This window comes from Indolivaga capnocytophagoides (assembly GCF_036511535.1).
GTDB classification, from domain to species: domain Bacteria; phylum Bacteroidota; class Bacteroidia; order Bacteroidales; family Dysgonomonadaceae; genus Dysgonomonas_A; species Dysgonomonas_A capnocytophagoides.
Map to the genome: position 1 here is coordinate 306,488 of NZ_AP028867.1, position 24,775 is coordinate 331,262.

At 37.3% G+C, this 24,775-nt stretch carries 23 protein-coding genes; 12 read left to right on the forward strand and 11 right to left on the reverse strand.

The features are described from left to right. Positions 1–170: 170 nt before the first annotated feature. Positions 171–791, forward strand: a complete 621-nt coding sequence (locus AABJ51_RS01410) for a NanQ anomerase/TabA/YiaL family protein (protein WP_338374137.1) — start codon at positions 171–173, stop codon at positions 789–791. A gap of 62 nt (positions 792–853) precedes the next feature. Here AABJ51_RS01410 and AABJ51_RS01415 read toward each other — a convergent pair whose 3' ends face one another. The 8 genes from AABJ51_RS01415 to AABJ51_RS01450 all read right to left on the reverse strand — a co-directional run bounded on the left by AABJ51_RS01415 (position 854) and on the right by AABJ51_RS01450 (position 9,575). Further along, complete coding sequence (locus tag AABJ51_RS01415; RefSeq protein WP_338374139.1) at positions 854–1,678, reverse strand: ROK family protein; 825 nt, start codon at positions 1,676–1,678, stop codon at positions 854–856. Positions 1,679–2,197: 519 nt separating this feature from the next. Next, a complete protein-coding gene (locus tag AABJ51_RS01420; protein WP_338374141.1) occupies positions 2,198–4,321 on the reverse strand; it encodes a M3 family metallopeptidase in 2,124 nt (707 codons plus the stop codon). A gap of 101 nt (positions 4,322–4,422) precedes the next feature. Next, positions 4,423–4,929: a hypothetical protein gene (locus AABJ51_RS01425; RefSeq protein ID WP_026626893.1), complete on the reverse strand. Its 507-nt coding sequence runs from the start codon at positions 4,927–4,929 to the stop codon at positions 4,423–4,425. Positions 4,930–4,989: 60 nt separating this feature from the next. Continuing rightward, positions 4,990–5,871, reverse strand: a complete 882-nt coding sequence (gene era / locus AABJ51_RS01430; RefSeq protein WP_026626892.1) for a GTPase Era — start codon at positions 5,869–5,871, stop codon at positions 4,990–4,992. A 220-nt stretch (positions 5,872–6,091) separates the two neighbouring features. Then, the gene (locus AABJ51_RS01435; protein WP_026626891.1) at positions 6,092–7,090 is read right to left on the reverse strand and encodes a beta-ketoacyl-ACP synthase III; all 999 of its coding nucleotides are present in this window, start codon (positions 7,088–7,090) and stop codon (positions 6,092–6,094) included. 67 nt (positions 7,091–7,157) lie between these two features. Further along, positions 7,158–7,343, reverse strand: a complete 186-nt coding sequence (rpmF, locus tag AABJ51_RS01440; protein ID WP_035331904.1) for a 50S ribosomal protein L32 — start codon at positions 7,341–7,343, stop codon at positions 7,158–7,160. Positions 7,344–7,420: 77 nt separating this feature from the next. Further along, positions 7,421–8,002, reverse strand: a complete 582-nt coding sequence (locus AABJ51_RS01445; protein ID WP_338374145.1) for a YceD family protein — start codon at positions 8,000–8,002, stop codon at positions 7,421–7,423. A 214-nt stretch (positions 8,003–8,216) separates the two neighbouring features. After that, complete coding sequence (locus AABJ51_RS01450; protein WP_338374147.1) at positions 8,217–9,575, reverse strand: MATE family efflux transporter; 1,359 nt, start codon at positions 9,573–9,575, stop codon at positions 8,217–8,219. A 341-nt stretch (positions 9,576–9,916) separates the two neighbouring features. Between AABJ51_RS01450 and AABJ51_RS01455 the strand changes: the two genes are divergently transcribed. After that, positions 9,917–10,504: a DUF4294 domain-containing protein gene (locus AABJ51_RS01455; protein WP_084158563.1), complete on the forward strand. Its 588-nt coding sequence runs from the start codon at positions 9,917–9,919 to the stop codon at positions 10,502–10,504. A gap of 165 nt (positions 10,505–10,669) precedes the next feature. Continuing rightward, positions 10,670–11,278: a uridine kinase gene (gene udk / locus AABJ51_RS01460; protein WP_026626888.1), complete on the forward strand. Its 609-nt coding sequence runs from the start codon at positions 10,670–10,672 to the stop codon at positions 11,276–11,278. A gap of 8 nt (positions 11,279–11,286) precedes the next feature. Here udk and AABJ51_RS01465 read toward each other — a convergent pair whose 3' ends face one another. The 3 genes from AABJ51_RS01465 to AABJ51_RS01475 all read right to left on the reverse strand — a co-directional run bounded on the left by AABJ51_RS01465 (position 11,287) and on the right by AABJ51_RS01475 (position 13,673). Next, entirely contained in the window at positions 11,287–11,727 is a 441-nt protein-coding gene (locus AABJ51_RS01465; RefSeq protein WP_338374149.1) for a putative signal transducing protein, read from the reverse strand. 54 nt (positions 11,728–11,781) lie between these two features. Then, positions 11,782–12,864, reverse strand: coding sequence for a hypothetical protein (locus AABJ51_RS01470; RefSeq protein WP_338374150.1), 1,083 nt, complete (start codon positions 12,862–12,864; stop codon positions 11,782–11,784). A gap of 92 nt (positions 12,865–12,956) precedes the next feature. Continuing rightward, the gene (locus AABJ51_RS01475; protein WP_338374152.1) at positions 12,957–13,673 is read right to left on the reverse strand and encodes a hypothetical protein; all 717 of its coding nucleotides are present in this window, start codon (positions 13,671–13,673) and stop codon (positions 12,957–12,959) included. Between the two features lie 281 nt (positions 13,674–13,954). Here AABJ51_RS01475 and AABJ51_RS01480 point away from each other — a divergent pair, with 281 nt between their 5' ends. From AABJ51_RS01480 to AABJ51_RS01520, 9 genes are all read left to right on the forward strand, one after another. Next, positions 13,955–14,380, forward strand: coding sequence for a MarR family winged helix-turn-helix transcriptional regulator (locus tag AABJ51_RS01480; protein ID WP_026626885.1), 426 nt, complete (start codon positions 13,955–13,957; stop codon positions 14,378–14,380). Then, the gene (locus AABJ51_RS01485) at positions 14,377–14,874 is read left to right on the forward strand and encodes a DUF2269 family protein (protein ID WP_026626884.1); all 498 of its coding nucleotides are present in this window, start codon (positions 14,377–14,379) and stop codon (positions 14,872–14,874) included. Before AABJ51_RS01480 ends, AABJ51_RS01485 begins: the two co-directional genes overlap by 4 nt. A gap of 770 nt (positions 14,875–15,644) precedes the next feature. Beyond that, on the forward strand, positions 15,645–16,289 hold the full coding sequence (locus AABJ51_RS01490) for a phage tail-like protein (protein WP_338374156.1): 645 nt from the start codon (positions 15,645–15,647) through the stop codon (positions 16,287–16,289). Positions 16,290–16,298: 9 nt separating this feature from the next. Further along, positions 16,299–17,852 (forward strand): hypothetical protein, encoded by a 1,554-nt coding sequence (locus tag AABJ51_RS01495; RefSeq protein ID WP_338374158.1) that lies wholly within the window; start codon positions 16,299–16,301, stop codon positions 17,850–17,852. A gap of 11 nt (positions 17,853–17,863) precedes the next feature. Next, positions 17,864–18,520 (forward strand): phage tail-like protein, encoded by a 657-nt coding sequence (locus tag AABJ51_RS01500; protein WP_321577236.1) that lies wholly within the window; start codon positions 17,864–17,866, stop codon positions 18,518–18,520. 283 nt (positions 18,521–18,803) lie between these two features. Then, a complete protein-coding gene (gene fusA2, locus AABJ51_RS01505; RefSeq protein ID WP_338374160.1) occupies positions 18,804–20,963 on the forward strand; it encodes an elongation factor G2 in 2,160 nt (719 codons plus the stop codon). Between the two features lie 1,377 nt (positions 20,964–22,340). Then, the gene (locus AABJ51_RS01510; RefSeq protein ID WP_338374162.1) at positions 22,341–23,165 is read left to right on the forward strand and encodes a hypothetical protein; all 825 of its coding nucleotides are present in this window, start codon (positions 22,341–22,343) and stop codon (positions 23,163–23,165) included. Continuing rightward, the gene (locus tag AABJ51_RS01515; protein ID WP_338374164.1) at positions 23,162–23,929 is read left to right on the forward strand and encodes a hypothetical protein; all 768 of its coding nucleotides are present in this window, start codon (positions 23,162–23,164) and stop codon (positions 23,927–23,929) included. The genes AABJ51_RS01510 and AABJ51_RS01515 overlap by 4 nt, the downstream gene beginning before the upstream one ends. A 2-nt stretch (positions 23,930–23,931) precedes the next feature. Then, the gene (locus tag AABJ51_RS01520) at positions 23,932–24,708 is read left to right on the forward strand and encodes a hypothetical protein (protein WP_338374165.1); all 777 of its coding nucleotides are present in this window, start codon (positions 23,932–23,934) and stop codon (positions 24,706–24,708) included. Positions 24,709–24,775: the final 67 nt, after the last annotated feature.

Here is a 24,775-nt window from a genome sequence, read left to right on the forward strand (position 1 = left end):
TTAAATTTTACGGCGAAGAGTTATATAAGTAAACAAGTAGACCTGTTAATAGGTAAGCTAGCCTGAAAATATACATCGACCTATTACTGAAATAGTTAATAAAAAGGTCTGATACCTTAGCCGGAAAATCTTACATTTGTTGCGAAGAAATATACCAGACTCTAATCAAAATGAAAAAAGAATTTAGAAGTATTATTTTGGCTTGCCTGTTTCTCATAGGATTTAGCATGCCAATGGTTGTTGTGGCTCAGCAAAATGGAGATAAAGCATCGAAAAAAGATGTTGAATGGTTTAATTCGAGAAAGTGGCTCGAGGGGTTACAAGCATCTCCGGATCCATCTATTGATATTTCAACATTTGCGAAGCATTATAAGAAGCATCCCGAAAGATGGGCTAAGGCTTTTGAGTTTCTGAAAGAGAACGACCTGAAATCCCTGCCCACAGGCAAACAGACTTTATCCGAAGGGTTAACTGTAAGTGTAGAAGAATATACAACACGAGAACCCGGTAAAGAATGGCTCGAAGGGCATAAGAAGAATATCGATCTTCAGTTTATCGTTGAAGGATGTGAATTGCAGGGATATGCCAAAATACAGACCGCAGCTGAAATTGTAAATCCTTATACCGACAAAAAAGATGTTGGTCATTATTTAGTGCCGACTATAAATTATCATGTTATAAGACCGTATCAGTTTACGATATTTTTCCCGGACGATATTCATATGACGAATATTCAGTACGGTGAAAAAGCCAAGGTTCGAAAAATTGTTTTTAAAGTAGCGGTAGATTAAAACCGGGGCTAAGTTACATAATCGGGCAGGAGTAAAAACCTGCCCTTATTTGTTTATCAGAATTACGGAATAAGGGCGGCAGCACCCAGCAATCCGATATCTTCTTTTTTTGAAAAGAGTATTTCTACATTCTTAATCATGTGAGGGTATAAAAATGTACTTAATTGTTTATACATCGCTTTATCGAAATAGTGTCTGGCTTTGGCTATGCTTCCACCTATGACAATAGCTTCGGGGTCATACGTTAATAATATTGCTTTTATAAGATTACCGACATGATATCCGAATATGCCCCATACAGAAAGAGCTTCCTGCTCACCATCTTTGGCTCTCAGATATAAATTATACCCTGTTGTTTTGTACTTATCGAAAAAATTAGAGGCGCAATAGTTTTCGTAATCACTGTCGAGATATGGCAGGCTGCCTATTTCTCCGGCACTGGTATTCATCCCTTCATACAGCATATTGTTGATGATAATACCTGCTCCAAGACCTGTGCCGAGAGTTACTCCAACGATGTTGTGATAAATGGTTGCTTCTCCATAATACCGTTCACCGAAAGTAAAGCAGTTACAGTCGTTATTCACTTTGACGGGTACTCTAAACTCGTGTTCGAGTATTTCTTTGAGGTGTACCTCTTTCCAGGAAGGGATATTTACTGTGTTGTATACAATACCGTGTCTGGTATCGACAATCGAGGGAACTCCTATTCCAATACCTTTGATATTGGAATTCATGATTTTCCTGATAGCTCCGATTAAGCATTTAATTGTGTCTTTCTCTGGCTTGTCGTGTGGGAAAGGCTCCGTTATCATTTGATAGATAACACCAGCTTCAACTATTCCTGCACGAATGTTTGTCGCTCCTAAGTCTACTCCTATTCTCATTTCTTATTATTGAATAAAAAAGAGTTCTCAAAAAATCTCTTTAGCACTGACGCTATCTGTTGTATTCGGGTATATTGAGGTCCGAGTGTTGGTCTTCTTTTTTTTCTACTAATATAGTCAAGTAGCGTGTTTTTGTGCCGAGATACAACTTCTAAAGAGGCGAGAACGCTTACTGTCTCACATTTAATCTATTGCAAATATAATATTACGAAATCATATATCATAATCTATATAGCATATTTTTCTAGATTTATAGAAAAAGAGCATGTTTGTAAAGCACTCATCAGCTTAATTGTATTGTTTTAAGTTACAGAACGCATTTTATGATATATTTTTAGTTTATGGCTACCTGTTATTGTTACACTTACTAAAGTCTCAAACGGATCTGAGACCTTAAACTCAAAAAAGCTGTCCCAAAAGTAAAAGGGGACAGCTTTTTCCTAAAAAACGGATATTAACACGTTTACTTGTTTACTCGTAGACTGGTTTATTGAAAGGTCAATAAGTCGGTCTGAGTTCTTATTTTACAAAACCTCTGTTTTTTAACAGATATATGGGGTTTGGTTCTGCACCTCTAAATTTTTTATATAATATCATTGGGTCTTCCGATCCGCCTTTCGATAATATATTGTCTCTGAAAGATTGACCTGTAGTGCGATCAAAAACACCTTTTTCAACAAAGGCTTCGAAAGCATCGGCATCTAGCACTTCCGACCATAGATAACTATAATATCCGGCAGAATATCCGCCATCGAATATGTGCGCAAAATATGTGCTTTTATATCTGGGGATAATCTCTGATATAAGTCCTATTTCATTCATCCGGTCTTTTTCGAACTGATCAACATCGAATTCTTCTTTTTCTGATATTACATGCCATTTCATATCCAAAATGGCTGCAGCCACTAATTCGGTTGTTTCGAATCCCTGATTGAAGTTTGCAGCTTCTTCCATTTTCTTAACAAGAGATTCGGGAATAGTTTCTCCGGTCTGATAATGTTTTGCATATACTTTCAGGACATCGGGGTGTAATGCCCAGTGTTCGAATATTTGCGAAGGTAGTTCAACAAAATCACGAGAAACGGCTGTACCTGATAAACCATTGTAATTGACATTAGACAATAGTCCGTGGAGCCCGTGCCCGAATTCGTGGAATAGAGTTGTAACCTGTTCAAGTGTTAATAACGAAGGTTTATCTTCAGTTGGCATCGCAAAATTTCCAACGTTGTATATAATCGGGTGAATAAATTCGCCGTTCTTGATGCTTTGTTTCTGAAAACTGCTCATCCATGCACCGTTACGCTTTCCGGGACGAGGAAAATAGTCCAGATATAATACTCCGATGTACGATCCATTTGCATCAAGAACTTCGAATACCTGGACATCTTTTTCATATACCGAAACATCTTTGAATGGTTTAAATGTGATCCCGTATAATTTGTTAGCTACATAAAATGCCCCATCTCTTACATTATCAACCATAAAGTAAGGGCGGATAGACTCTTCATCTAAAGAATATTTTTCTTTACGTAGTTTTTCTGTATAGTACCACCAGTCCCAAGACTCGAGTTTGAAGTTACCTCCGTCACGATCTATCATCTGTTGTAGGTCTACTGCCTCTTTTTTAGCTTGAGGTAGAGCATATTCCCACAACTTATTCAATAAGCCAAAAACATTCTCGGGAGTTTTAGCCATTGTTTCAGCTAGTACATAATCTGCATGGCTTTTGTATCCTAACAGGTTTGCTTTTTCGAGACGTAGATTTACGATGTTGCTGATGACCTGCTTGTTGTCGTACTGATTGTTATTATTGCAACGGTTATACATTGCTTTGTATAATTTTTCTCTCAAAGCTCTATTGTCTGCATACTGAAGGAAAGGCAGCCAGCTTGGCTTACTTAGGGTGAATACCCATTTCCCATCAAGTCCTTTTGATTTTGCTGTCTGAGCAGCTGTTTGGATAACATCATCGGGCAGACCTGCCAGATCTTGTTTGTTATCTATTACCAATTGGTAGTTATTTGTTTCAGCAAGAAGGTTTTTTCCAAATGACAGAGACAACAGGCTTAGCTCTTTATTGATTGCTCTAAGGCGGTCTTTTTCTGCATTATTCAGCGCAATACCAGAGCGGATGAATGCTTTGTAGTATTTATCTACAAGGCGTTTCTGTTCGGTTGTCCGGTTCGAGCTGAGGCTGTCATCATAAACTGCTTTTATACGTTTGAACAATTTTTCGTTCAGGTATATATTATCGTTATGCTCTGATAACAGAGGGGATATCTCTTCCGCTATTTTTTGAATATCGTCATCGCTGTCTGCTCCCCGTATAGCCCCGAATACAGAAGATACACGGTCTAGTATTTCGCCGCTTTCATCTAAAGCCAATACAGTATTGTCGAAAGTTGCAGCCGATTTATTATTGACAATAGTATTTATCTCTTTAGCCTGTTCGGCTATACCTTTAACAAACGCTGGTTTGTAGTTTTCTTTTTTGATAAGATCGAAGGGCGGAGTTCCCTTTGGTGTTTTGAACTTCTCGAAGAAGGGGTTTTTTGCATCCATTTTTAGATTGCTTGGGTTGTCTTGTGCATTGCTGTAATAGGTACACAAGGTTAAACTAAGTAAGAATAAAAATTTCTTCATAAATACAATATGTAAGGTCTCAGACCCGTTTGTGACTTTAGTAAGTAAATAGACCAAAGCCGGTTATAAACTAAAAGATAATAATAATTTCTTGTTCTTGGCTATTCGTTCTGTTCTGCTTGTGCTTTCTGAACAGACTCGGAGTTAAGTTTGTCAATTTCGTTATCTGGCAACCACTTATCTTTACTCGACATGTATGTGAATTTTGTACATGTAATTCCTCCATCAATGTCATTACAGCTCTGTAATGTCAGTTTGTCGGAGTTAAGTTCGAGTATTTCCATCAGCTGAGCTGATCCGTCGTCAGGACCGACCATTACAAAATGGGTGTCGTCTACTATCTTCCAGTTATCTTCCATAACATCATTTCCCATCTTGGTATATACGGTATATACTTTGTCCTGATCGAAAAAGATGCTAGATACATCGTCCTTTTTGAAAAATTCGATAAGAGAAATCTGCTCGTTGTCTGCTATCTCTGTTATCTCTGTAGAGGACAAAAACCATACACCCTGGTTGATTAATTTTTCGGATGTATCTTGCTGTCCGTATATATACGAAGAGCAGATCATAAGCACAAGGATTAATGTCGTTCTGAAGTGTTTCATTATATTTGCGGATTTGTTGTTCTCTTGAATAATAACAGCACGTATTGACGGTAGGAGACCTTAATCGAGTCGATAACCGAAGTTTCGGAGAATATTGTCCCGGTTTCGCCAGTCCTTTTCCACCTTAACATACATTTGTAAAAATACTTGCTTGTCGAAGAATTTTTCGATGTCTTTTCTCGCCATTGCTCCTACTTTTTTCAGGGCAAGACCTTTATTTCCGATTATTATTCCCTTTTGAGAATCTCTTTCTACAATAATCAGGGCACGGATATTTATGATATCTTTTTCTTCTTTGAATTCTTCAACTACTACTTCAACCGAATAAGGAACTTCTTTCTGATAGTATAACAAGATTCGACCTCGAATAATTTCGGTTACAAAAAAACGGGCGGGACGGTCTGTCATCGCATCTTTTTCGAAATAAGGGGGGGATTCGGGTATCAGTTCCAATATGCGGCGTTTTACATTGTCAATATTGAACTTATTTAATGCCGATATCGGATAAATTTCGGCTTTCGGTAATAGCTTCTTCCATTCATCTATCAGTGTTATCAGGTCTTTCTGGTTTGTCTGGTCTATTTTATTAATAAGCAGTAAAACCGGAGCATCTATGTTTTGTACCTTATGAAGGAACTCTTCGTTTTTTTCAGTTTTCTCTATAACATCCGTAACATATAGCAAAACATCAGCATCCCCCAAAGCTGATTCTGAAAAATTCAGCATCGATTCCTGTAATTTGTAATTAGGACGAAGTACTCCCGGAGTATCCGAATATACGATCTGATATTCATCGGTATTTACGATACCCATAATTCGGTGTCTTGTGGTCTGTGCCTTAGATGTTATAACCGAAATCTTTTGTCCTACTAATTCATTTGTCAATGTGGATTTTCCTACGTTAGGATTTCCTACAATATTTACAAAACCTGATTTATGCATTAAATAATATTTTTATTCTGGAGTCTCTAGATTATTACGAACCTAAAGTCATTTGTATACAAATATATAAATAAAAAGTATGACTTGATATCATATGGTTAACAAGTTAAGAAACATACAGCCGTTAGTTTCTTAACTATCGATAGATAATATCTTGTATCTAATAAAAAAACGCACCTTCTAAAGATGCGTTTTAATATATTGAGAGATGTGTATCTCTTTATTTCTGATCTCCGTCGTAAGCCCATTTCAGGTAAACAGATCCCCAAGTGAAACCTGCACCAAATGCAGCAAGGATGATATTGTCTCCTTTTTTGAGTTTACTTTCCCATTCATTGAGACACATTGGGATGGTGCCGGCACTCGAATTTCCGTATCTTTCGATATTAACCATTACTTTGTCTTTGGTAAGTCCCATACGATTGGCTGCTGCATCTATGATACGCAAATTCGCCTGATGAGGAACAAACCAGTTAACATCGTCTTTGGTTAAGTTATTTTTTTCCATGATTTCGGCAGAAACATCAGCCATACGTGAAACCGCATGCTTGAATACAACCTGACCTTCTTGATATACATAATGCATATCCTTTTCTACGGTTTCAATACTCGCAGGATAAGCTGATCCTCCTCCATACATATGCAGGTGAGGTGTTCCGAATCCATCGGTGTGTAAAATAGTATCTAATACTCCGTAGTTCTCTTCGGTTGGTTCGAGCATTACTGCTCCTGCCGCATCGCCGAACAGAGGGCAAGTGGTTCTGTCTTTGTAATTGGTGATTGACGTCATTTTATCTCCGCCTATGACAATTACTTTTTTATATTTTCCTGATTTGATAAAATTAGTTCCGATCTCTAATCCGAAAATGAATCCCGAACAGGCAGCTTGTATATCAAATGCGATAGAGTTTTTAACACCGCAATTATGGGCAACTAAGGCTGCTGTAGAAGGGAATGGATAGTCGGGAGTAGTTGTTGCGCATATAATCACATCAACATCTTCCGGTTTTGTATTAGTTTTGGTTAAAACTTGTTTTACGGCTTCTGTAGCCATAACGGAAGTACCTTTGCCTTCACCCTTCAGGATATGACGTTCTTTGATTCCGACGCGTGACATAATCCACTCTTCGTTGGTATCAACGAATTTTTCGAGGTCTTTATTTGTAATAATATCCTCGGGAGCGTATCCTCCAACGCCGGTTATCGCTGCTTGAATCATAATTTCACTCAAGTTTGTTTATAAAAAAAATGCCCTATTTGAGGTAGGGCTTTTATTGTTTGGGCAATTAAAGAGCTACTTCTTTTTCAATAGCTAATTTACCTCTATAATGACCGCATTCTCCACATACTGTGTGGTATACATGCCATGCTCCACAGTTAGGACATACAGCTAAAGTCGGAGTTAAAGCTTTGTCATGAGTTCTTCTTTTTGCTGATCTAGACTTTGATTGTCTATGTTTAGGATGTGCCATTTTATCTAATTATTTTTAATTTAAATTACAATTTTATGATATAAGAGTCTGTGGCTCTTATTATATTTATTATGATTTTATTCTTCTTCAACCAATCCTTTTAAGGCATCCCAGCGAGGATCTGTAACTTCTTCTTCTTCTTCGATGCTGATGTCGGGTGTGTCAAACTCTCCTTCTTCCTGATCTTCATCAGAACTGACCGCCTTATGCTTGTTCAGTTTAGACGACATTATCTTGTTGCATTTTCCGGGGGCATGTACCCGTTTCATCGGAATACTCAGTGTTACAAATTCGTAAAGAAACCAAGCAATATTGATTTCTCCTTCTTCTTCAGGAATGACTACAACTTCGTCACTTTCTTCCGAATATTCTCTTCCGAACTTAACAATAAGTTTGTTTTTCGAATCTAGCTCGATAAGCATATCATCAAGGCATCTGTCACAGGGAACAGTTACTGTTCCCGAGAGAGAAAAATTAAATTCGAATGTAGAAGACACGCGCTTAACCGTAGCCTCTACTTTAACTTGTCCTTTTCTTACATTATCTGAATCAGCATCGCCAATCAGTTTGAAATACTGATTGTCAAGAGTGTATTCCAATTGATGGATACCCTCAGTTAAATTCCGTAATGGAACGTTATAGAGACTAAATTTTCCCACTTTTTCTACTAATATTCTATTAAATAAAACAGAATGGACGCAAAGATAAAAACTTTTTTCCTAATTCCCTCATATCCGATTATTAAAAAAAAGCCAATGATAATATTAAGGTCTAAAGACCTGTCTGTTGATTTATTCAATCATAGTATTACAAGACAGCCATTTTTTTGTGTAATACGTACTATTAGATGCTTTCCGCTCAGAATAAAGGTCTTTATGCCGGATTTTGCATTTCCGATTCTAAAGTTATTAGTTTTTTTCGGTATCTCCAATAAAAAGGTATAGCAAAAAGCAACATTGCGCTCCAGCCTATTGCACAGGAATATGCTATTCCGTTTATACCCATCGATGGTGATAATATATACGTGAAGGTAACTCTCAATCCGGTTTGTATGGCTGTTCCTATTAATGTGAGGCTCATGTTGCCCATTCCTCTGAAGAATCCCTGTACTCCGTTTGTGAATGCCGGAAACAGGTAAAAAAAAGCCATCAGTCCAAGATACTCCGTGCCCAGTGTGATGATGGAGCTGTTGTCACCCGTTACAAAAAGGTTCATGATAGGTTCTTTCAGAATTAGGATGCAAACACAGATCAAAGACCAGTAAACAAATTCTAGAATCATTCCGTTCTTAAATCCGTTTAGGATACGGTCATACTTTTTGGCTCCTCTGTTTTGAGCGGCAAATGTTGTTATCCCGTGCGATATACTTTGTTGCGGCGTAAAGGCAAAATCATCTATACGATTGACAGCATTGAAGGTGGCTATCATATCTACACCGAGCGGATTTACTGCTCCCTGGATAAGGAGTTTTCCTATGGGCTGACAAGATTGTTGCAAAGCTGTGATGCTGCCATAACTCAGTGTCTTTTTTAATAATGGTTTATCTATTCTGAATTCTCGCCTTTGCAATTGTAACATAGGTATTCTTTTATATACGTAGAATATGCAGAGTAAAGCTGACACAGCTTCGGCAATAACCGTTGTGGTGGCAGAGCAAACAATTCCAAATCTGAATATACCTATAAATATAATGTCTAAGACAGCATTGAGGATTGCCGCGAATGCGAGAAACTTGAGGGGCGTCTTTGAGTCTCCTATGCTTTTCAGGGCTGCAGCGATCGAGTTATAAAAATACGTAAACGGAACTCCCAGATAAGTTATCTGTAAATAAGTAGTTGACATATTCATGATTTCATCCGGAACACTAAGCAGAGCGAGTAGGGGACGGGCTGTGATTATACCAAGTAAGGAAAGTGCTAAAGAAAAGAAAAGCCCGAATACCGAAGTTGTGGCCATTTCTTTTTTGAGCATTTGGTAATTTTTCGCTCCGAAAAATTCACTCATCAATACGGATGCACCTATACAAATACCGGATATTCCTAAAATAATAATGTTAACTATAGGACCTGTGGTTCCTACTGCGGCAAGGGCATCTTTTCCGATAAAGCGTCCTACTATAATGGAATCTACAGTGTTGTATGTTAGTTGAAATAAATTGCCTAAAATCAGAGGAATGGAATATGTAACCAATTGTCTGGAAATATTACCTTCCGTCATGCGCATCATTGCCATCGTTTAAAACTTTAGTGTAGTTCTTTATCGGGATAACTCTAAAATCAGAATACAAAGATAGGTCTTTCCCCGCTGTTCGATTAAGGATTACGGCTTCAATAAGGATCTGATTGTTTATTTTACTTAAAATGATATTTTAAATTTATAATAATTGTTTGTTTTTCAGATTTAATATGTTTATTTCGTTGAATGTTTCATTTATTTCTAATAATGCTCTCTAAGCTCATTTAGGTATTGAATAACAGAAAGTACTAATGATATATTTTAGTTTATAACCGGCTTCGGTTTATTTACTTACTAAAGCCATAGATGGGTCTGAGACCTTATTTTAATCCGGATGTATGAAATGCACTAATTTGCTAATCGTATTCTTGCTCCTGAATATCTGTGCTGTCTGGGGGCAGGGGCCTAAAAAGGTTATATATTATACCGCCACTTTCGAGAAAGGCGATACAATATATAATGCTTATCTGCCAGAAACGATTGTATTCGGTCCTTTGAGATTTAAAAATGATAAGGAACGCATGGAATATACAAAGTTGGTGCGTGATGTGAAGAAAGCATTGCCCTATGCGAATATGGTTTCGCAGAATATCATAGAAACTTATGAGATGATGGAGACTCTTCCGGATAAAAAAACAAAACAGAAGCACTTAGAGCAAGCCCAGAAGTATATTATGGCTGAATATAAGCCTAAAATGAAGAAACTGACTAAAAATCAAGGAAAGATATTGGTGAAATTAATCGACAGACAGACTAACAGTTCTACGTACGATATTGTGAAATCTTTGGTTGGCCCTTTCAAGGCTACGGTTTATAATACATTTGCCGGATTGTTTGGAAATAATCTCAAAACCGAATATGATCCGGGCGGTAAAGATCAGATGATAGAACGCATTGTAATAGAGATTGAACAGGGTAAATTATGATTTACCTGAATTTTATCGGTAAATTGTTCCATCGTTATGAATATATAGAATACTTTTGCAGAAAAATATAGTTAAGGTCTCAGACCAACTACTTATAACTTTGGTAGGAAAAACAACCAAAGCTGGTTATAATCCAAATAGATCATTAAATATTTTCATTTACTTATGTATGTAATAGGCATTGCCGGAGGTTCCGGATCAGGAAAAACAACACTTGTAGAAGCTATTTTATCACGTATTCCCCGGGAAGAGATTGCTATTCTTCCTCAAGATGCTTATTATCGAGACAACAGTCACATTCCTCTGGAAGAAAGATTTAAATTGAATTATGACCATCCCGATTCGATAGAATGGGAATTGATGCACAAGGATATACAAAAGTTGAAAGCAGGTGAAATTGTGGCATGTCCGACTTATTCGTATCTCACTTGTACCCGCTTGGAAGAGACTGTGCCTGTAGCACCCAAGAAAATTTTACTGGTTGAAGGGATTCTTATTTATACGTCGCAGATGATTTGTTCTGAATTGGATATGAGGATTTTTCTTGAAGTGCCTGCCGATCAGAGATTGACCCGTATCATTCAGAGGGACATGGAGTCAAGAGGACGTACAGCTTTAGAAGTTATTGACAGATATTATAAAACTGTCCGTCCCATGCATGAGGAATTTATCGAACCATCTCGCCAGCAAGCAGATATGCTTGTAATGGGTGGGGGGCTAAATTGTAGAGCCGCTGAATTTATAGCCGCTTCGATTTTAGAAAAGCTGAAATAAACAGCCCATTACTGCTCTTTTTTGATTCTCCATTCTCTCTGACAGTCATAGCAATAGTATGTCCTTTTTAGAAAAGGAATGGGGAATCCCAATAAAAGTATACTGAGAGCAAAAGTATATCCGGCCATCTTTTTCTTTGTGATGTTTGTGCTCTTGCAATATGGGCATAAAGTTTTGTATTCGGCAGAAAAAGATTCAATAGGAGTCTTTTGTTCTTCTGCGTTTTTTATGATGTATCCCGCTTCTTCGAGTAATGATAAGGCTTCTTCCGCGTTTTCAGTTTGCACCAGAAGTTTGACTCCTCCCAATGCATTCGAATAAAGATTATTCACCTGTACGGTAAGTTCATCTTGAATAATGACTTTAATATCCGATGCTTCGAGAAATCCCTTAGCCATATGTGCTTCGTGTGGATATGTGAATGATATAATATTTACCCAGTTTTCCATTAAGATCGCAGATTTTTATTGTTTTGAAATACGTTCTTAAATACTTACAGTTATTTATCTGTATAAATATTCGGGTTCTACGCCGAAAATAAAATTCGAAAACCCGATTTCTCCCAAATAAGCATATTCGGATAGTACGTCTTTTGCAATTTTCATAAAGGCTTCTTTATCATAAATGACAAAATCCATGTATGAAAAATAAAAACCTGTAGCTCCCCCTATTGTGTCAGCTATACGTCCTTTTTTTGTTGACGCAAGTATCTTGTCTTCTATTTCGGCTCGGAAAGTTACTGTCTGTTCTTGAGGTATATTTACATTTTTATAAAATAAAAATCCGTATATAATACCATCTTGTTCAAAGCGGTTAAACAGCTCATCACTTTGATTATAAAAAGCGCTCAATACAGGTATACACGCTGAGCAGCCAACAAAAATATCCTCTCGTAATTGCCAGTCTTTAGCATCAGATGGCTGCATATCGTAATTAGACCAATTTTCGATAATGCTATCAGCTGGAAACCATTTGTTTTCTTCGATGTTCTTATCTATTAGAGCTTTTAGATCCCCAATGTAAATAGCTGTTTGGTTGAGTGGCTTTTCGATAAAGTCAATCGACCCGATATATTCCATTGTGTATAGTTCCCCTATAAACTGGTCGAGGAATATGAAAAACATATTGTATCGTTGGCTTTCTTCCAGAGCTAATAACTCGGGAGAATATATTTCTAAATCTATTTTCTGATTCTGTGTATTGATGCTGTAATATATGCTGATGTTTTCTTTGTCGATAGACGTATCGTACATTGTCATGCTAAAACTTCCGTCAGGTTTGCCGGGCTTTGAAGAGTAGAAATTCCAAGTTTTCTTTAACGCTTCCGGGGCGGCTTGTCTCCAATATTCTAATGGGAATAGAGCGGCTCTGTCTCCTTCGGGTGTGAGTATCAGTTCGTATTTTCCTTCTTCGTTTTTGCCCAGCTCAAAGTATGGGTTCTTAAAAGCATCTGATAGTGCTTCATTGATTTTATCAACAATGATTTTCCCATCTGTTTTATTATCTATCATTTCACGGATTGCCGATTCTTCTTTGATAAATCTTTTCCAAAATTTATCTACTCCTTCTTTAAATGAGTTATTCATATAGTTATATGTGTTGTAAATATTTATAGTTCAATTGTTGTATTAGTCGTTTTGCGAGACTTACCATAGTTTAAACGTTGACTCTGCTCTCGCTACCTAAAACGTTCCTTATTAAATATCAGTTGCATTGCTATGAATATGGGCTTGGATCCACTTTGCGGGTTTGCTATCCATTTCGGCATATTCTTGATTAATGCGTATGCTTTGCGGTCTAAATCATTATTGCAGCTGTCTATTATCTTTATATACCCTAAAGTTCCGTTTTTTTCGACAATAAAGCAAACGATGAGGTAGGGGTGGCTTGTCAGGATATCCTTGTTTTTATCAATGATTGAAGCCGGAAAATGATCATTCAGATACTGAATCATAGCATGGTAACCTCCGGGAAATATAGGTCTGAAATTGCCGGCAGGGATAGGTGTATATTGTTTATCTAAAGTGATAAATCGTATTTCATTGATAAGTTTAGCTTCTGTATCCGTACCTTGTAATATAATAGCCGCAACTTTTTTCTTTTCTGTAGCCGAGTAATGTGGATCATTGAAGAGGAAACTGAATTTATCTTCTTCTCCATCTTTGTACATGGGGAACTCCGAAACTATAGGGATATAAGTTATGAGCTTTTGTTCCGAATAGTCATATATACTTTTATCTATACCCAAGGTTTGAGCCAGAGAGTCGCGTTGAGGTATGTCCTTATAAGTGAAGTAGACAGAGGAGATGATAGAATCACCTTCATGTTTTATCTGGGCTTTGGCTGTTGTCAGGCAAAGCAACGAATATATAATAACAAAGAGTACCTGTTTCATAACAATGCTTGTTCTTAGTTGTGTCTCAAAGATATAAATATATGAAAAGAGTTTGGATTTTCTGTAATAAGTATAATGATTTTGTAATGTAAACAAGTATACCGGTAAACATGGCATAGCCTTGTATTAATAGGTTTACATAGTTTGAGAGTGAATTTATTAGGTTATACATTAATAAAAAGGTCTGATATCTTGCTTATAATGTTATTTGATTGTTTAAAAAAATGCCTAAATATTGATTAGTCAATATCTTTTTATATTTTTGTGAAAAAGATTAATATATGGACAAGCTATATTCTTTGGGATTTCTTCTGAATAGAACTTCGGTTGCATTAGGTAAAACATTGAATAATAAATTGCAGGAGGCTGATATCGATTTGCCGCATTCGCAGTTTGTGGTATTAAGATGTATTTATTATAGAGACGGACTGAGCCAGTTGGAAATATCCAATCTGCTTTTTAAAGATGCAGCTGCCATAAAGCGGACTATTGATAATCTAGAAAAGAAGGGATATATAGAACGAAGGCAAGTGCATTCGCAAAAGAATAGTATATTCATTACCGAACAAGGTAAATCAGTGTTGCCCGAGGCTTTTAAAATTGCAGAGGCCGTAGCTGGCATAGCTCTGAAAAATTTTAGTGAAAAAGAAGTTCAAAACCTGATGAATGCACTCAATATTATATATGAAAATGTAGAAAAGTCATGAAAAAATTAAGCGCAGGTCAGATTAAAATACTTAAAGTATTTCATCTGGTATTCGTTATGATGTGGGTTGTGGGTGTTGCTGCAATGGCTCTGTTATGCCTTATAAAAGCCAATTCGGGAGACGAGCTTTTTATGGTTTTTCATATTACCCGGTTTATTGACGATGTATTTGTTATACCCGGCGCGATACTTACGGTAGTTACGGGTATTGTATATGGGGCTTTTTCAAACTGGGGCTTTTTCAAGCACCGTTGGATTACGGTCAAGTGGATATTGTCTATACTTATTATTGTTATCGGTACATTTTATTTTAGCCCATTGCTGGATAATACGCTGACAATGATTGATCACTCGAGAGATATAGCTTTTGGAAAACCTCAGACCGAAGAGAATATCCGGACTATATTTATAGGTGGAATCTGTCAGGGAAGCGCACTCGTTTTTCTGGTTGTAATCTCTGTGTTGAAGCCTTGGAAACAGAAAAAACAAGCGTAAATTTACAAAGGTAATTTAGACTCGGGTTTTGTAGTAAACATAATTTCTCTTGCATTTGGATGTGTTTGCTATATTAAAAACAATGCTTATATTTGCCTTTGAAAACAATCTTTTAACAATCGAAAGATGTCTAAAAATTTCACACATAAAAACTTTGAATCCGAGCTGAATTTTAACTATTCAGGTTTGGCTGTGTCGTGTGAAATATTAGAGAGAGAGAGAGAGAGAGAGAGAGAGAGAGAGAGAGAGAGAGAGAGAGAGAGACGCATCTAGCGTAATAATCAAACAAAAAATTCTATTGTGTCAAAATGACGGAGCATTTTTTTGTGTTTCGGTATTCGTTATACTATTACTCCGTTTATTCTTTATTACATCTACTAATCAATTAATATATACCAATTTAATTATAAACCGGAAGGGCAGTTTATATAAGGCAGTCTTGTTGTTTTGTTGTCGTTCTGAATCTGCTTTTTGCATATCCTCGTCCGATATCCGGTTTCATTATGCAGTAGAGTGCAGCGGATGCACTTTACTGCTTTTTTCAGCTATTAGTCTACAGTCAATAGCTTTCAATAATCATTTAAACATAAAAGATAGTCGTAGGGGAGTATTGCATATGTCCGATTATTATAACTGCAAAATATTTATAGACGGGCGTATTCAATACGTCCCTGTAGCATGTATAAAAAATGGGTCTGTGATCCTAACAACTCGAAATATAAACAACAATAAGGTCTCTGACCTCAAAAACAACAATCAACGATATAGTCATGAAAAAATTTTATCTATCTATTTTCGGCTTATTATCAGTCGGCTTATTACAAGCACAAGTAGGAATCAACACCGACACACCAAAAGCCACTCTACATGTAATGCCCCAGACTACCGGCGCAACAACGGCCGAAGGTATTATTGCTCCGAACCTGACCAGATCACAAGTAATCAGCAAAGATTCTCAATATGGAGTTGATCAGAAAGGCGCATATATATATGTTACAACTCTGGACGGAACACTGACAACAAAAACAGCTAAGATCACAATCGGAGGGTATTATTATTTCGATGGTGCAATATGGCAACCCATGGATTATATTCCTGAATTTTTGTATCTGCCATCATTTAATTTGCCGGTAACATTAGTCGGAACAGGTAAAACTTATGATTTGTATACTAATGTTTATAAAATGCAATTTACAAAATCAGGTAATTCAACCTTTGTCAGCAGTAATAATTCTTTGACACAGATACCTACTATATACAATGCAAATCAGCTGGATTTTGTGGTAACTTATTATGATAATACCATCATTAAGGTGAATAGTATTTCTAATACCGGTGTAATGAATTATGATGTACTGAATACGAACCCCGGCAATAATTCATTTATCAATATTGTTTTAGTTGTGAAAAAATAAACAGAAAGTATGTATAAAAAAATAAGTATAACAGTATTATTAATATCGATTACATTTCTTTCTTATGCACAAAAGGAAAACAGTAATTGGTTTTTCGGTTATAATGCAGCTCTAACATGGAAAAATACAACTAGTTATGCTGCAACCGGTGTATATGGTACAGCTAATGCTACGCTCTCTAATATGCCAGCTAAAATAACAGGGTCACCTCTGGCTACGTATGAAGGATGTTTTGCCATATCTGATGTAGATGGAAACCTGTTGTTCTTTTCAGACGGAATGACAATATGGAATAAAAATATGGCTGTTATGGCAAACGGATCAGGGTTGACTGGTCATAGCTCTTCTGCTCAATCAGGAATAATCTTCCCATATCCATATAGCACAACCCAATATGTTGCAGTAACCTTAGGTATTAACAATACAAATAATCTATCGTATTCCATTGTAGATATGAGCAAAAACGGAGGGCTCGGAGAAGTAGACTTAACCCGAAAGAATATTCTTTTATCCGGGCAATCAGGAGCATTGGGTGAGTCTGTTGGTGCTGTAAGACATTCCAACCGAAATGATTTTTGGATAGTTGCTCCCGGTCGTACCACTACAAATAGCTATTTGAATGTATGGAAAGTAACTTCAGCAGGAGTACAAACAGCTCGACACAGCGTTGTTACCGTAGGCATGGCAACTACTCCAACAGCTCCCGGTGGGTATATAAAATTCACCTCTGACGGGCAGCATTTTGTATGGATCGATTTCAGTAATAAGTTTTTTGCCTATGGAGATTTTAATCCCTCAACAGGAATCATCAGCAATTTAAAGGTTCGAACCGGAGCTTTATCAACCGGAGGTTATGGATATGGTGTTGATTTTTCTGCTAGCGGTAAATATGTATACCTGACATATGCTCCCGGAAGTGCAAATACAAATAATACAACAGGTTTACTCGTTTATGATTTTAATGCATTACTGACAACCTCCACTCCTAATACAATTAATCCTATAAAATCAATAGTCAATCCGGTATCCTTGACAAATGGAGTTACCGACCATTTCGGAGCTATACAAACAGGACCGGATGGACGAATGTACCTTCCTCGGTTTGGTTCCACAGGAATATTTGTAATAGACAACCCCGAAGATCCTTCAAATATGAAAATATATAAGATTAATAATATTTTACCTGGACTTGCTTTCTGGGGATTACCCAACTTTGCAGCTCCGTGGTTCAGAATGGAGATCGATCCTCCTACGAACTCCGAAGGTTGTGCCGAAATTACAACATCTTACAAACTGAATATACATAATGGTATGGGATTTAATAATGTGTCTAAAATAGTATTGGATTTCGGAGATGGTACAACAGGTGCTGTGAAAACATATACAAGCCCATCGATAGGCACCTATACTGAAAATTACGCATATAAGAAAGCCGGAACTTATACTATTACTATAACAGCTTATAATTCGAGCAATGGTGTCGAATTATCGACAAGTTCTGTGATGAAGATAAATTCATGTGCACTTCGATGTAATCCTCATATCAGAGGCCTTAATAAATAAAAGAAATAATTATGACAACAATAATTAAATGTTTACTATTTAGCCTGACAATACTCATATCTCACAATATTATTGCTCAGGTGGGAATAGTAACAGGTATTGCAAAAGCCAGTCTTCATGTAACACCTGTATCCACAGGGAACTCTACTGCTGAAGGTATTATTGCACCTAATCTTACACGCTCCCAATTAATAAGTAAAGATGCTCAATACACAGCAGCGCAAACAGGGTCTCTTATATATATTACTACAATAGATGGAACAATAACGACCAAGACGGCGAAAGTTATACGAGTTGGATATTATTACTTCGATGGATCTTTATGGCAAAGCATAGATCAACCCGGACAGAATTTTTATCTTCCTGTTTTTGATCTCCCTACATCTGCTATCGGTACAGGCTATACATTCGATCTATATAACAATGTTTATAAAAAACAATTTATACAATCAGGAAACAGCCTGTATAAAACAAATAATGCAGCTTTAAGTATGATACCTTCAGCACGATATACGCCAACCGACATCGATTATGTAATAACTTATTACGATGCGGATGTTGTTAAGATTAACAGTATTTCCACATCAGGAGTAATAAATTACGATGTTAAAAGCACTCTATTAGGTCCCAATTCATTTATAAATGTAGTTTTTGTAACTAAAAAGTAAGATCATATCATTCAGCTCAATATTATTCGGGTAAATAAGATTGCTTTCTTATTTACTCGAATTTGTGAATTCTCATCCATACAAGAAACACAATAAGCAAATAACAAAAGAGTCTTTTCATGCTCAAAAACATATAAAATAGAAGCAGTTAACAATACTAGATCAACGGAACATTTCGTAATTTTGAGAAAATCGTATTTCGTTTACTTGTCTACTCGTAAACATGTTTACCGGATATCAGTAAAAAGGTCTATGACCTCGTAACCTATAAATATTTTGTACCATGAAGACTTACCAAACTAACGAAATTAAAAACATTGCAATTTTAGGGAGCTCAGGCTCCGGTAAAACGACATTGGCCGAAGCTATGCTTTTCGAGGCCGGAGTAATTAAACGCAGAGGAAGTGTGGACGCGGGAAACACCGTTACCGACTATTTTCCGGTAGAAAAAGAATACGGATATTCTGTATTTTCGAGTATATTTTCGGTAGAATGGATGAATCGAAAGCTCAATTTTATAGATTGCCCCGGAGCCGACGATTTTATAGGTAACGTGGTTACGTCTCTCAATGTGATGGACACTGCACTAATGGTACTGAATGCACAATATGGGTTAGAGGTAGGCTCAATAAATCAGTTGAGATATGTAAGAAAACTGCAAAAACCGGTGATGTTTGTGATAAACCAACTCGACCAAGAAAAAGCGGATTTCGATAATACTGTATTACAACTGAAAGAAAGATACGGAGAGAAAGCCGTAATCGTACAATATCCTCTCAACAGCGGCGAAAACTTCAATGCTGTAATAGATATCCTGAAGATGAAAATGTACAGATGGAAGCCCGAAGGTGGTGTTCCGGATGTTTTAGATATACCGGATGAAGAAAAAGAAAAAGCCGAAGAACTTCATCAAAAACTTGTCGAATCGGCTGCTGAACACGAAGATTCTCTGATGGAGAAATTTTTTGATCAGGGTTCTCTTACCGAAGAAGAAATGCGATTCGGCATACGTTGGGGACTGGTTAAGCGAGATATTTATCCTATTTTTTGTGTATGTGCATCACGGGATATGTGCGTGAGACGTACTATGGAATTTCTCGGAAACGTAGTTCCCTACGTAGTGGATATGGCAAATCCTATCAATATCGAAGGGGAAGAGGTGAAGCCCGATTCCAAAGCTCCGGCCAGCCTTTTCTTCTTCAAATCAACAATAGAACCCCACGTCGGAGATATTTCGTATTTCAAGGTAATGAGTGGGACTGTTAAAGAAGGAGATGATTTATACAATTCCGACAGAGGATCGAAAGAACGTATCGGGCAAATATTTTCGGTAGCCGGACAGCAACGCACCAAAGTCGATGAAATGGTCGCCGGAGACATCGGTGCAGCTGTAAAGCTGAAAGATGTAAAAACAGGTAATACTTTGAACGGAAAAGGAGCAGATAATAAATTCAACTTTATAAAATATCCCGATCCTAAATACCGCAGAGCTATAAAACCCGTGAACGAACGGGATGCCGAAAAATTGAACGAAGCTTTGCAGCGAATGCACGGAGAAGATCCTACATGGCTTATCGAAAATTCGAAAGAACTGAAACAAATGATAGTTTCGGGGCAAGGCGAGTTTCACCTCAAAACTCTGAAATGGCGTCTTGAAAATAACGATAAAATAAGTATTGCATTTTCTGAGCCGAGAATTCCGTACCGAGAAACGATAACAAAGCCATCGAGAGCCGATTACCGACACAAAAAACAATCGGGAGGAGCCGGGCAATTCGGTGAAGTACATCTAATCGTAGAACCATATACAGATGGTATGCCTATGCCCGACAGTTATAAATTTAATGGGCAGGAATTTAAAATACAATCACGTGATGTGCAGACTTTTAATCTTGACTGGGGAGGAAAGCTTGTGTTTGTCAATAGTATAGTAGGCGGCTCTATTGATTCAAGGTTTATGCCTGCTATTATTAAAGGTGTGATGGCAAGACTGGAACAAGGCCCTCTTACAGGTTCATATGCACGTGATGTGCGTGTAATCGTATATGAAGGCAAAATGCATCCTGTAGATTCTAATGAAATATCATTCATGCTCGCCGGACGAAATGCGTTTAGTGAAGCTTTCCGGAATGCAGGTCCTAAAATTCTTGAACCGGTGTATGACGTAACAGTGTTTGCTCCTGCTGATAAGTTAGGAGATATAATGAGCGACCTTCAAAATCGCAGAGCCACCATTCTTGGTATGGAAAGCGATAACGAAATAGAAGTACTCAATGCTAAAGTTCCGCTAAAAGAAATGTCTAATTATTCAATAACACTTAGTTCTCTGACTGGAGGGAGAGCTTCATTCATTATGAAGTTTTCGAGTTATGAGCTTGTACCATCTGATGTACAAGACAAACTGTTGAAAGCATACGAAGCAACTCAAACAGTTGAGGACTGACTTCTTCCTTCTATGCACTAAAACGAGGTATCTCAGAAGGATACCTCGTTTACGTTTCTTATTACATGCGGAATATAGAAATAGAAGGAGGTATCATCCCTGTATCATTAATAACCCAAGTTTGTTCGCCCGAAGATGGAACTATTCTAATCTCAAGTTGATCCCCCGAATTACAATTAGTGGCCTCAGGGAAATTTGGTAAAAGCCATGTCCATAACCGAAACAGGTAATTATCTTGATAACAATTTGTTGGTGGGGTAAAACCAGTAGTGTATACCTTAGTGCTATAAGTGCTTATTTCTATCTTTTAAAAAACGGCTCTATGGTGGACGGTATAGAATATTATGCTTCTACAGTAGTATAAATATCCCGTTTACTTTTACAATAGTACCTGATTGTTAGGGTGGGTTGTCTCACCTGGAATATTATAGATAAATCCTTCCAATGAGAGCTGTTGGAGATAATATTCCGACACCGACATTCCCGTTAGACGTTATTATGACATCATCAACATCTTGTGCTGTCAATATACTCCCCAAAATATGATTAATGGTAGCTGTAGTATGAACTCCGCTCGATATTTCCCACCAACGGATATATATCAGAAAAGCCTAAATACTGTGCCCCTTGTGATATAATGTCTTAAAAGTCTTATAAATAATTCTGTATTTTTGTTAAAACCAAAACAATCACTATATTTGTCAACCCAACAAGCCTTTAGCTCATAGTTTATGTTCAATTATTTCACACATAAAAACTTCGAAACAAGCTTAATATTTAACAGTTTAAGCTTGGCTATGTCATGTGAAATATTAGAGAGAGAGAGAGAGAGAGAGAGAGAGAGAGACGCATCTAGCGTAATAATCAAAACAAAAATTCTATTGTGTCAAAATGACGGAGCGTTTTTTTATGCTTCGGCTATTTTTTTGTTATATTCCTTGCACCGACAGTTCGTTGGAATGAAATGGATCTCCACCCGTATTTGTGGGCAACGAACGAATGATGATTCTCTCCGGCGAGGGCAGATTGTTGCCTTTTTGTTCCGGAGAATGGAACCTCTTTGTCTCTGTTTGCCGTTCTTAATTAATTACAAAGAACTATATACCAATTTCAAGATAAGTTGGCTCGGCAGGCTGTGCCGGTTAGAGTTGTTATATCGTTGTCGTTCAAATACCGGACAATACAATAGATTGCCTGTAAGCCAGCTAATATACACATCAGGGTGCAGGGATTGCACCTTGATGCGTATCTCTATTAATAGGAGTTTGTTGATAATTGTTAATAATAATTCAAAAACAGATACACCAAAAGGGTCTATGACCCCAATTACTCGAAATATAAACAACAGAAGGGTCTATGACCTTAAGAACAACAACAATGAAAAAGAAATTTTTATTATTAATGGGAGGATTCTCTATTGGCATCCTCCTGCATGCTCAAGTGGGTATAAATACTCAGAACCCTCTAGGGATATTCCACATAGATGGGGCTTCGACAGCAGCTTCAACCAATCCAGGCAGTGGAATCCCCAATGCAGTACAACAGTTGGATGATGTTGTAATTCTCAACAATGGTAATATGGGGATAGGAATGATAAATCCGTCTGCCAAGGTTGTTATAGAAGATGGAACAACAAGTTTATCTCCTAAAGCCGTATTGAAAATTGTAGACCCAAATGTAAAAAAGGGCAGAATAATGACTGCTGTGAATGCTAGCGGACAAGCCACATGGAAAGATTATAAGTATATGGGTAAAATAGGGCAGGTATATGGGACAACATCTCTACCCGCACAGAATTTTCCTGCTGGAGTGATTACGACTATAAAAAAAGATGCCTCCAATGTCTGGAGTTTCACCGTTCCCGAGGAAGGATATTATGCCTTCGATATAAGATGGTGGGCTACATACCCTGCTAACGCTCCAATGGTTCTGTCAAATACAGCAACCCATTTTTACCTGAATCTACTAGGAGTTACTGTCGACCAATACGAAGTATATGTGACGATTAATACTGTCGACTCCAATCGTTTGACTGCCTACTTTGCACTCTATTATTCAGCAAGTACAGCTGATGTAAATAAAACAATCACAATAGCAGTCCGTCCTGGAATTGCACCAACTGTAGCTGGTCAAAGCACAAATAACAATGCCTCTACACCATGGACAATTAGCAAAATAACCGTAAAACGAATGGATATATGAAAAATATTTTAATAACTATAGCCACTATAATAAGTATTCCTGCGATTGCCCAAATTGGGATAAATACCGAAAATCCGCAAACATTATTCCATGTCGATGCTCAGTATACAACGGCAACAACCAATCCGGCAACTGGAGTTCCGACAGCTATGCAACAACAAGATGATGTGGTAATAACGAAGGATGGAAGAATGGGAATAGGTACAATTAGCCCACAAGTAAAGCTCGAGATAAATACACAAAATGTATCAGGAGTTTATCCTCTGCAAATAGTAGATACAACCGATCCCACCGACAAGATATTAATTTCGGATGCGAATGGCAATGCGTTTTGGGAAGCACCTCAGCCCCCCGTCGGACAGGTATATCCAATGCAAGATATAACAACTGCAACATTGAGCCCCAAAGGAGTAGATATCTTAGTACCCAATAGCTCGTTTACAATACCTCACGATGGCTTTTATTCTTTCGAAGTTCGCTGGTGGTCATTTTATACAGCCGGTTATAGCTCTATCGGCCGAATAAGTATTGTTTTAAAGCTCAAAATTAATGGTTCTACCACAGTAGACTCTTACCGATACCAATCTCCTTTCCTAAACAGATCCATAACATCCTATATACCATTGTACACTAAAGCTAAAAAGAACGACGTTTTGTCCCTTTATATAGAATCAATAGAAGCTCCGGGTGATGTGCAGGTAGCTCAAGCTCAACAGTGGACAACTTCGAGAATCTTGATAAAAGAACTACAAGTAAAATTTTAAATATGAAAGTAAAATATATCACAATCATACTGGCTTTATGCAGTTATAGTATAGATATGCACTCCCAATCGGTGGCTATTAATACTCTCAATACTATATCAAATCAGATTTGGATAATAGACGGATCTGGAGATAATTCAGTAATACCTACAGCTTCGGAAATAAATAACGACATAGTTATAAATTACAAGGGAAATGTAGGTATAGGTACGCATACTCCTCTGTCTAAACTAAGTATCGATGCCGGAACAGGATATCCCTTACAAATACGGGACGGATATCAGACAAAAGATAAAATGCTCACTTCTGACGATGACGGCAATGCCACATGGTCATCTGTAATGCCATCCACAGGTAGTATAGAAGCTATAATTGCATTACCCACACAGTTGATAGAATTAGGCAATTATACAATTCCCTTAACAGGTTCTGAATTTACAGTTCCGTCTGACGGATACTATATATATGAAATTCGCTGGTATGGAAAATACACAGTAGCAGCAACCAGGCAAACCATGACTACATCTCATCTCCGACTTACTTTAGATGGCACGGTTGTAGACGAATATGAAGCTTATCAGGATGTAACTACAAATATAACTGATGCAATCACTTTTTTTACGTCCCTTGCCACCAAAGCTGCCAAAGGACAAAAACTTGCCTTGATCAACAGATTAGGATATAATCCGGGAGCAGGATCAAAGATGCAAATTACCAACTATGGAGATAGTGACCCGATGACAACAAAAATTATAGTGAAACGGTTAAATATGCAATAAGGTATCAGACCCATTTACTATTTTGATAAAAGTAATTTAATTAAAAAAATATTATCCTGAGAGAAAA

Bases quoted from the DNA above. Each gene is read 5' to 3' on its own strand.
- AABJ51_RS01410 (WP_338374137.1), top strand. From the start codon at position 171: ATGAAAAAAGAATTTAGAAGTATTATTTTGGCTTGCCTGTTTCTCATA.
- AABJ51_RS01415 (WP_338374139.1), bottom strand. From the start codon at position 1,678: ATGAGAATAGGAGTAGACTTAGGAGCGACAAACATTCGTGCAGGAATA.
- AABJ51_RS01420 (WP_338374141.1), bottom strand. From the start codon at position 4,321: ATGAAGAAATTTTTATTCTTACTTAGTTTAACCTTGTGTACCTATTAC.
- AABJ51_RS01425 (WP_026626893.1), bottom strand. From the start codon at position 4,929: ATGAAACACTTCAGAACGACATTAATCCTTGTGCTTATGATCTGCTCT.
- era (WP_026626892.1), bottom strand. From the start codon at position 5,871: ATGCATAAATCAGGTTTTGTAAATATTGTAGGAAATCCTAACGTAGGA.
- AABJ51_RS01435 (WP_026626891.1), bottom strand. From the start codon at position 7,090: ATGATTCAAGCAGCGATAACCGGCGTTGGAGGATACGCTCCCGAGGAT.
- rpmF (WP_035331904.1), bottom strand. From the start codon at position 7,343: ATGGCACATCCTAAACATAGACAATCAAAGTCTAGATCAGCAAAAAGA.
- AABJ51_RS01450 (WP_338374147.1), bottom strand. From the start codon at position 9,575: ATGGCAATGATGCGCATGACGGAAGGTAATATTTCCAGACAATTGGTT.
- AABJ51_RS01455 (WP_084158563.1), top strand. From the start codon at position 9,917: ATGAAATGCACTAATTTGCTAATCGTATTCTTGCTCCTGAATATCTGT.
- udk (WP_026626888.1), top strand. From the start codon at position 10,670: ATGTATGTAATAGGCATTGCCGGAGGTTCCGGATCAGGAAAAACAACA.
- AABJ51_RS01465 (WP_338374149.1), bottom strand. From the start codon at position 11,727: ATGGAAAACTGGGTAAATATTATATCATTCACATATCCACACGAAGCA.
- AABJ51_RS01470 (WP_338374150.1), bottom strand. From the start codon at position 12,864: ATGAATAACTCATTTAAAGAAGGAGTAGATAAATTTTGGAAAAGATTT.
- AABJ51_RS01475 (WP_338374152.1), bottom strand. From the start codon at position 13,673: ATGAAACAGGTACTCTTTGTTATTATATATTCGTTGCTTTGCCTGACA.
- AABJ51_RS01480 (WP_026626885.1), top strand. From the start codon at position 13,955: ATGGACAAGCTATATTCTTTGGGATTTCTTCTGAATAGAACTTCGGTT.
- AABJ51_RS01485 (WP_026626884.1), top strand. From the start codon at position 14,377: ATGAAAAAATTAAGCGCAGGTCAGATTAAAATACTTAAAGTATTTCAT.
- AABJ51_RS01490 (WP_338374156.1), top strand. From the start codon at position 15,645: ATGAAAAAATTTTATCTATCTATTTTCGGCTTATTATCAGTCGGCTTA.
- AABJ51_RS01495 (WP_338374158.1), top strand. From the start codon at position 16,299: ATGTATAAAAAAATAAGTATAACAGTATTATTAATATCGATTACATTT.
- AABJ51_RS01500 (WP_321577236.1), top strand. From the start codon at position 17,864: ATGACAACAATAATTAAATGTTTACTATTTAGCCTGACAATACTCATA.
- fusA2 (WP_338374160.1), top strand. From the start codon at position 18,804: ATGAAGACTTACCAAACTAACGAAATTAAAAACATTGCAATTTTAGGG.
- AABJ51_RS01510 (WP_338374162.1), top strand. From the start codon at position 22,341: ATGAAAAAGAAATTTTTATTATTAATGGGAGGATTCTCTATTGGCATC.
- AABJ51_RS01515 (WP_338374164.1), top strand. From the start codon at position 23,162: ATGAAAAATATTTTAATAACTATAGCCACTATAATAAGTATTCCTGCG.
- AABJ51_RS01520 (WP_338374165.1), top strand. From the start codon at position 23,932: ATGAAAGTAAAATATATCACAATCATACTGGCTTTATGCAGTTATAGT.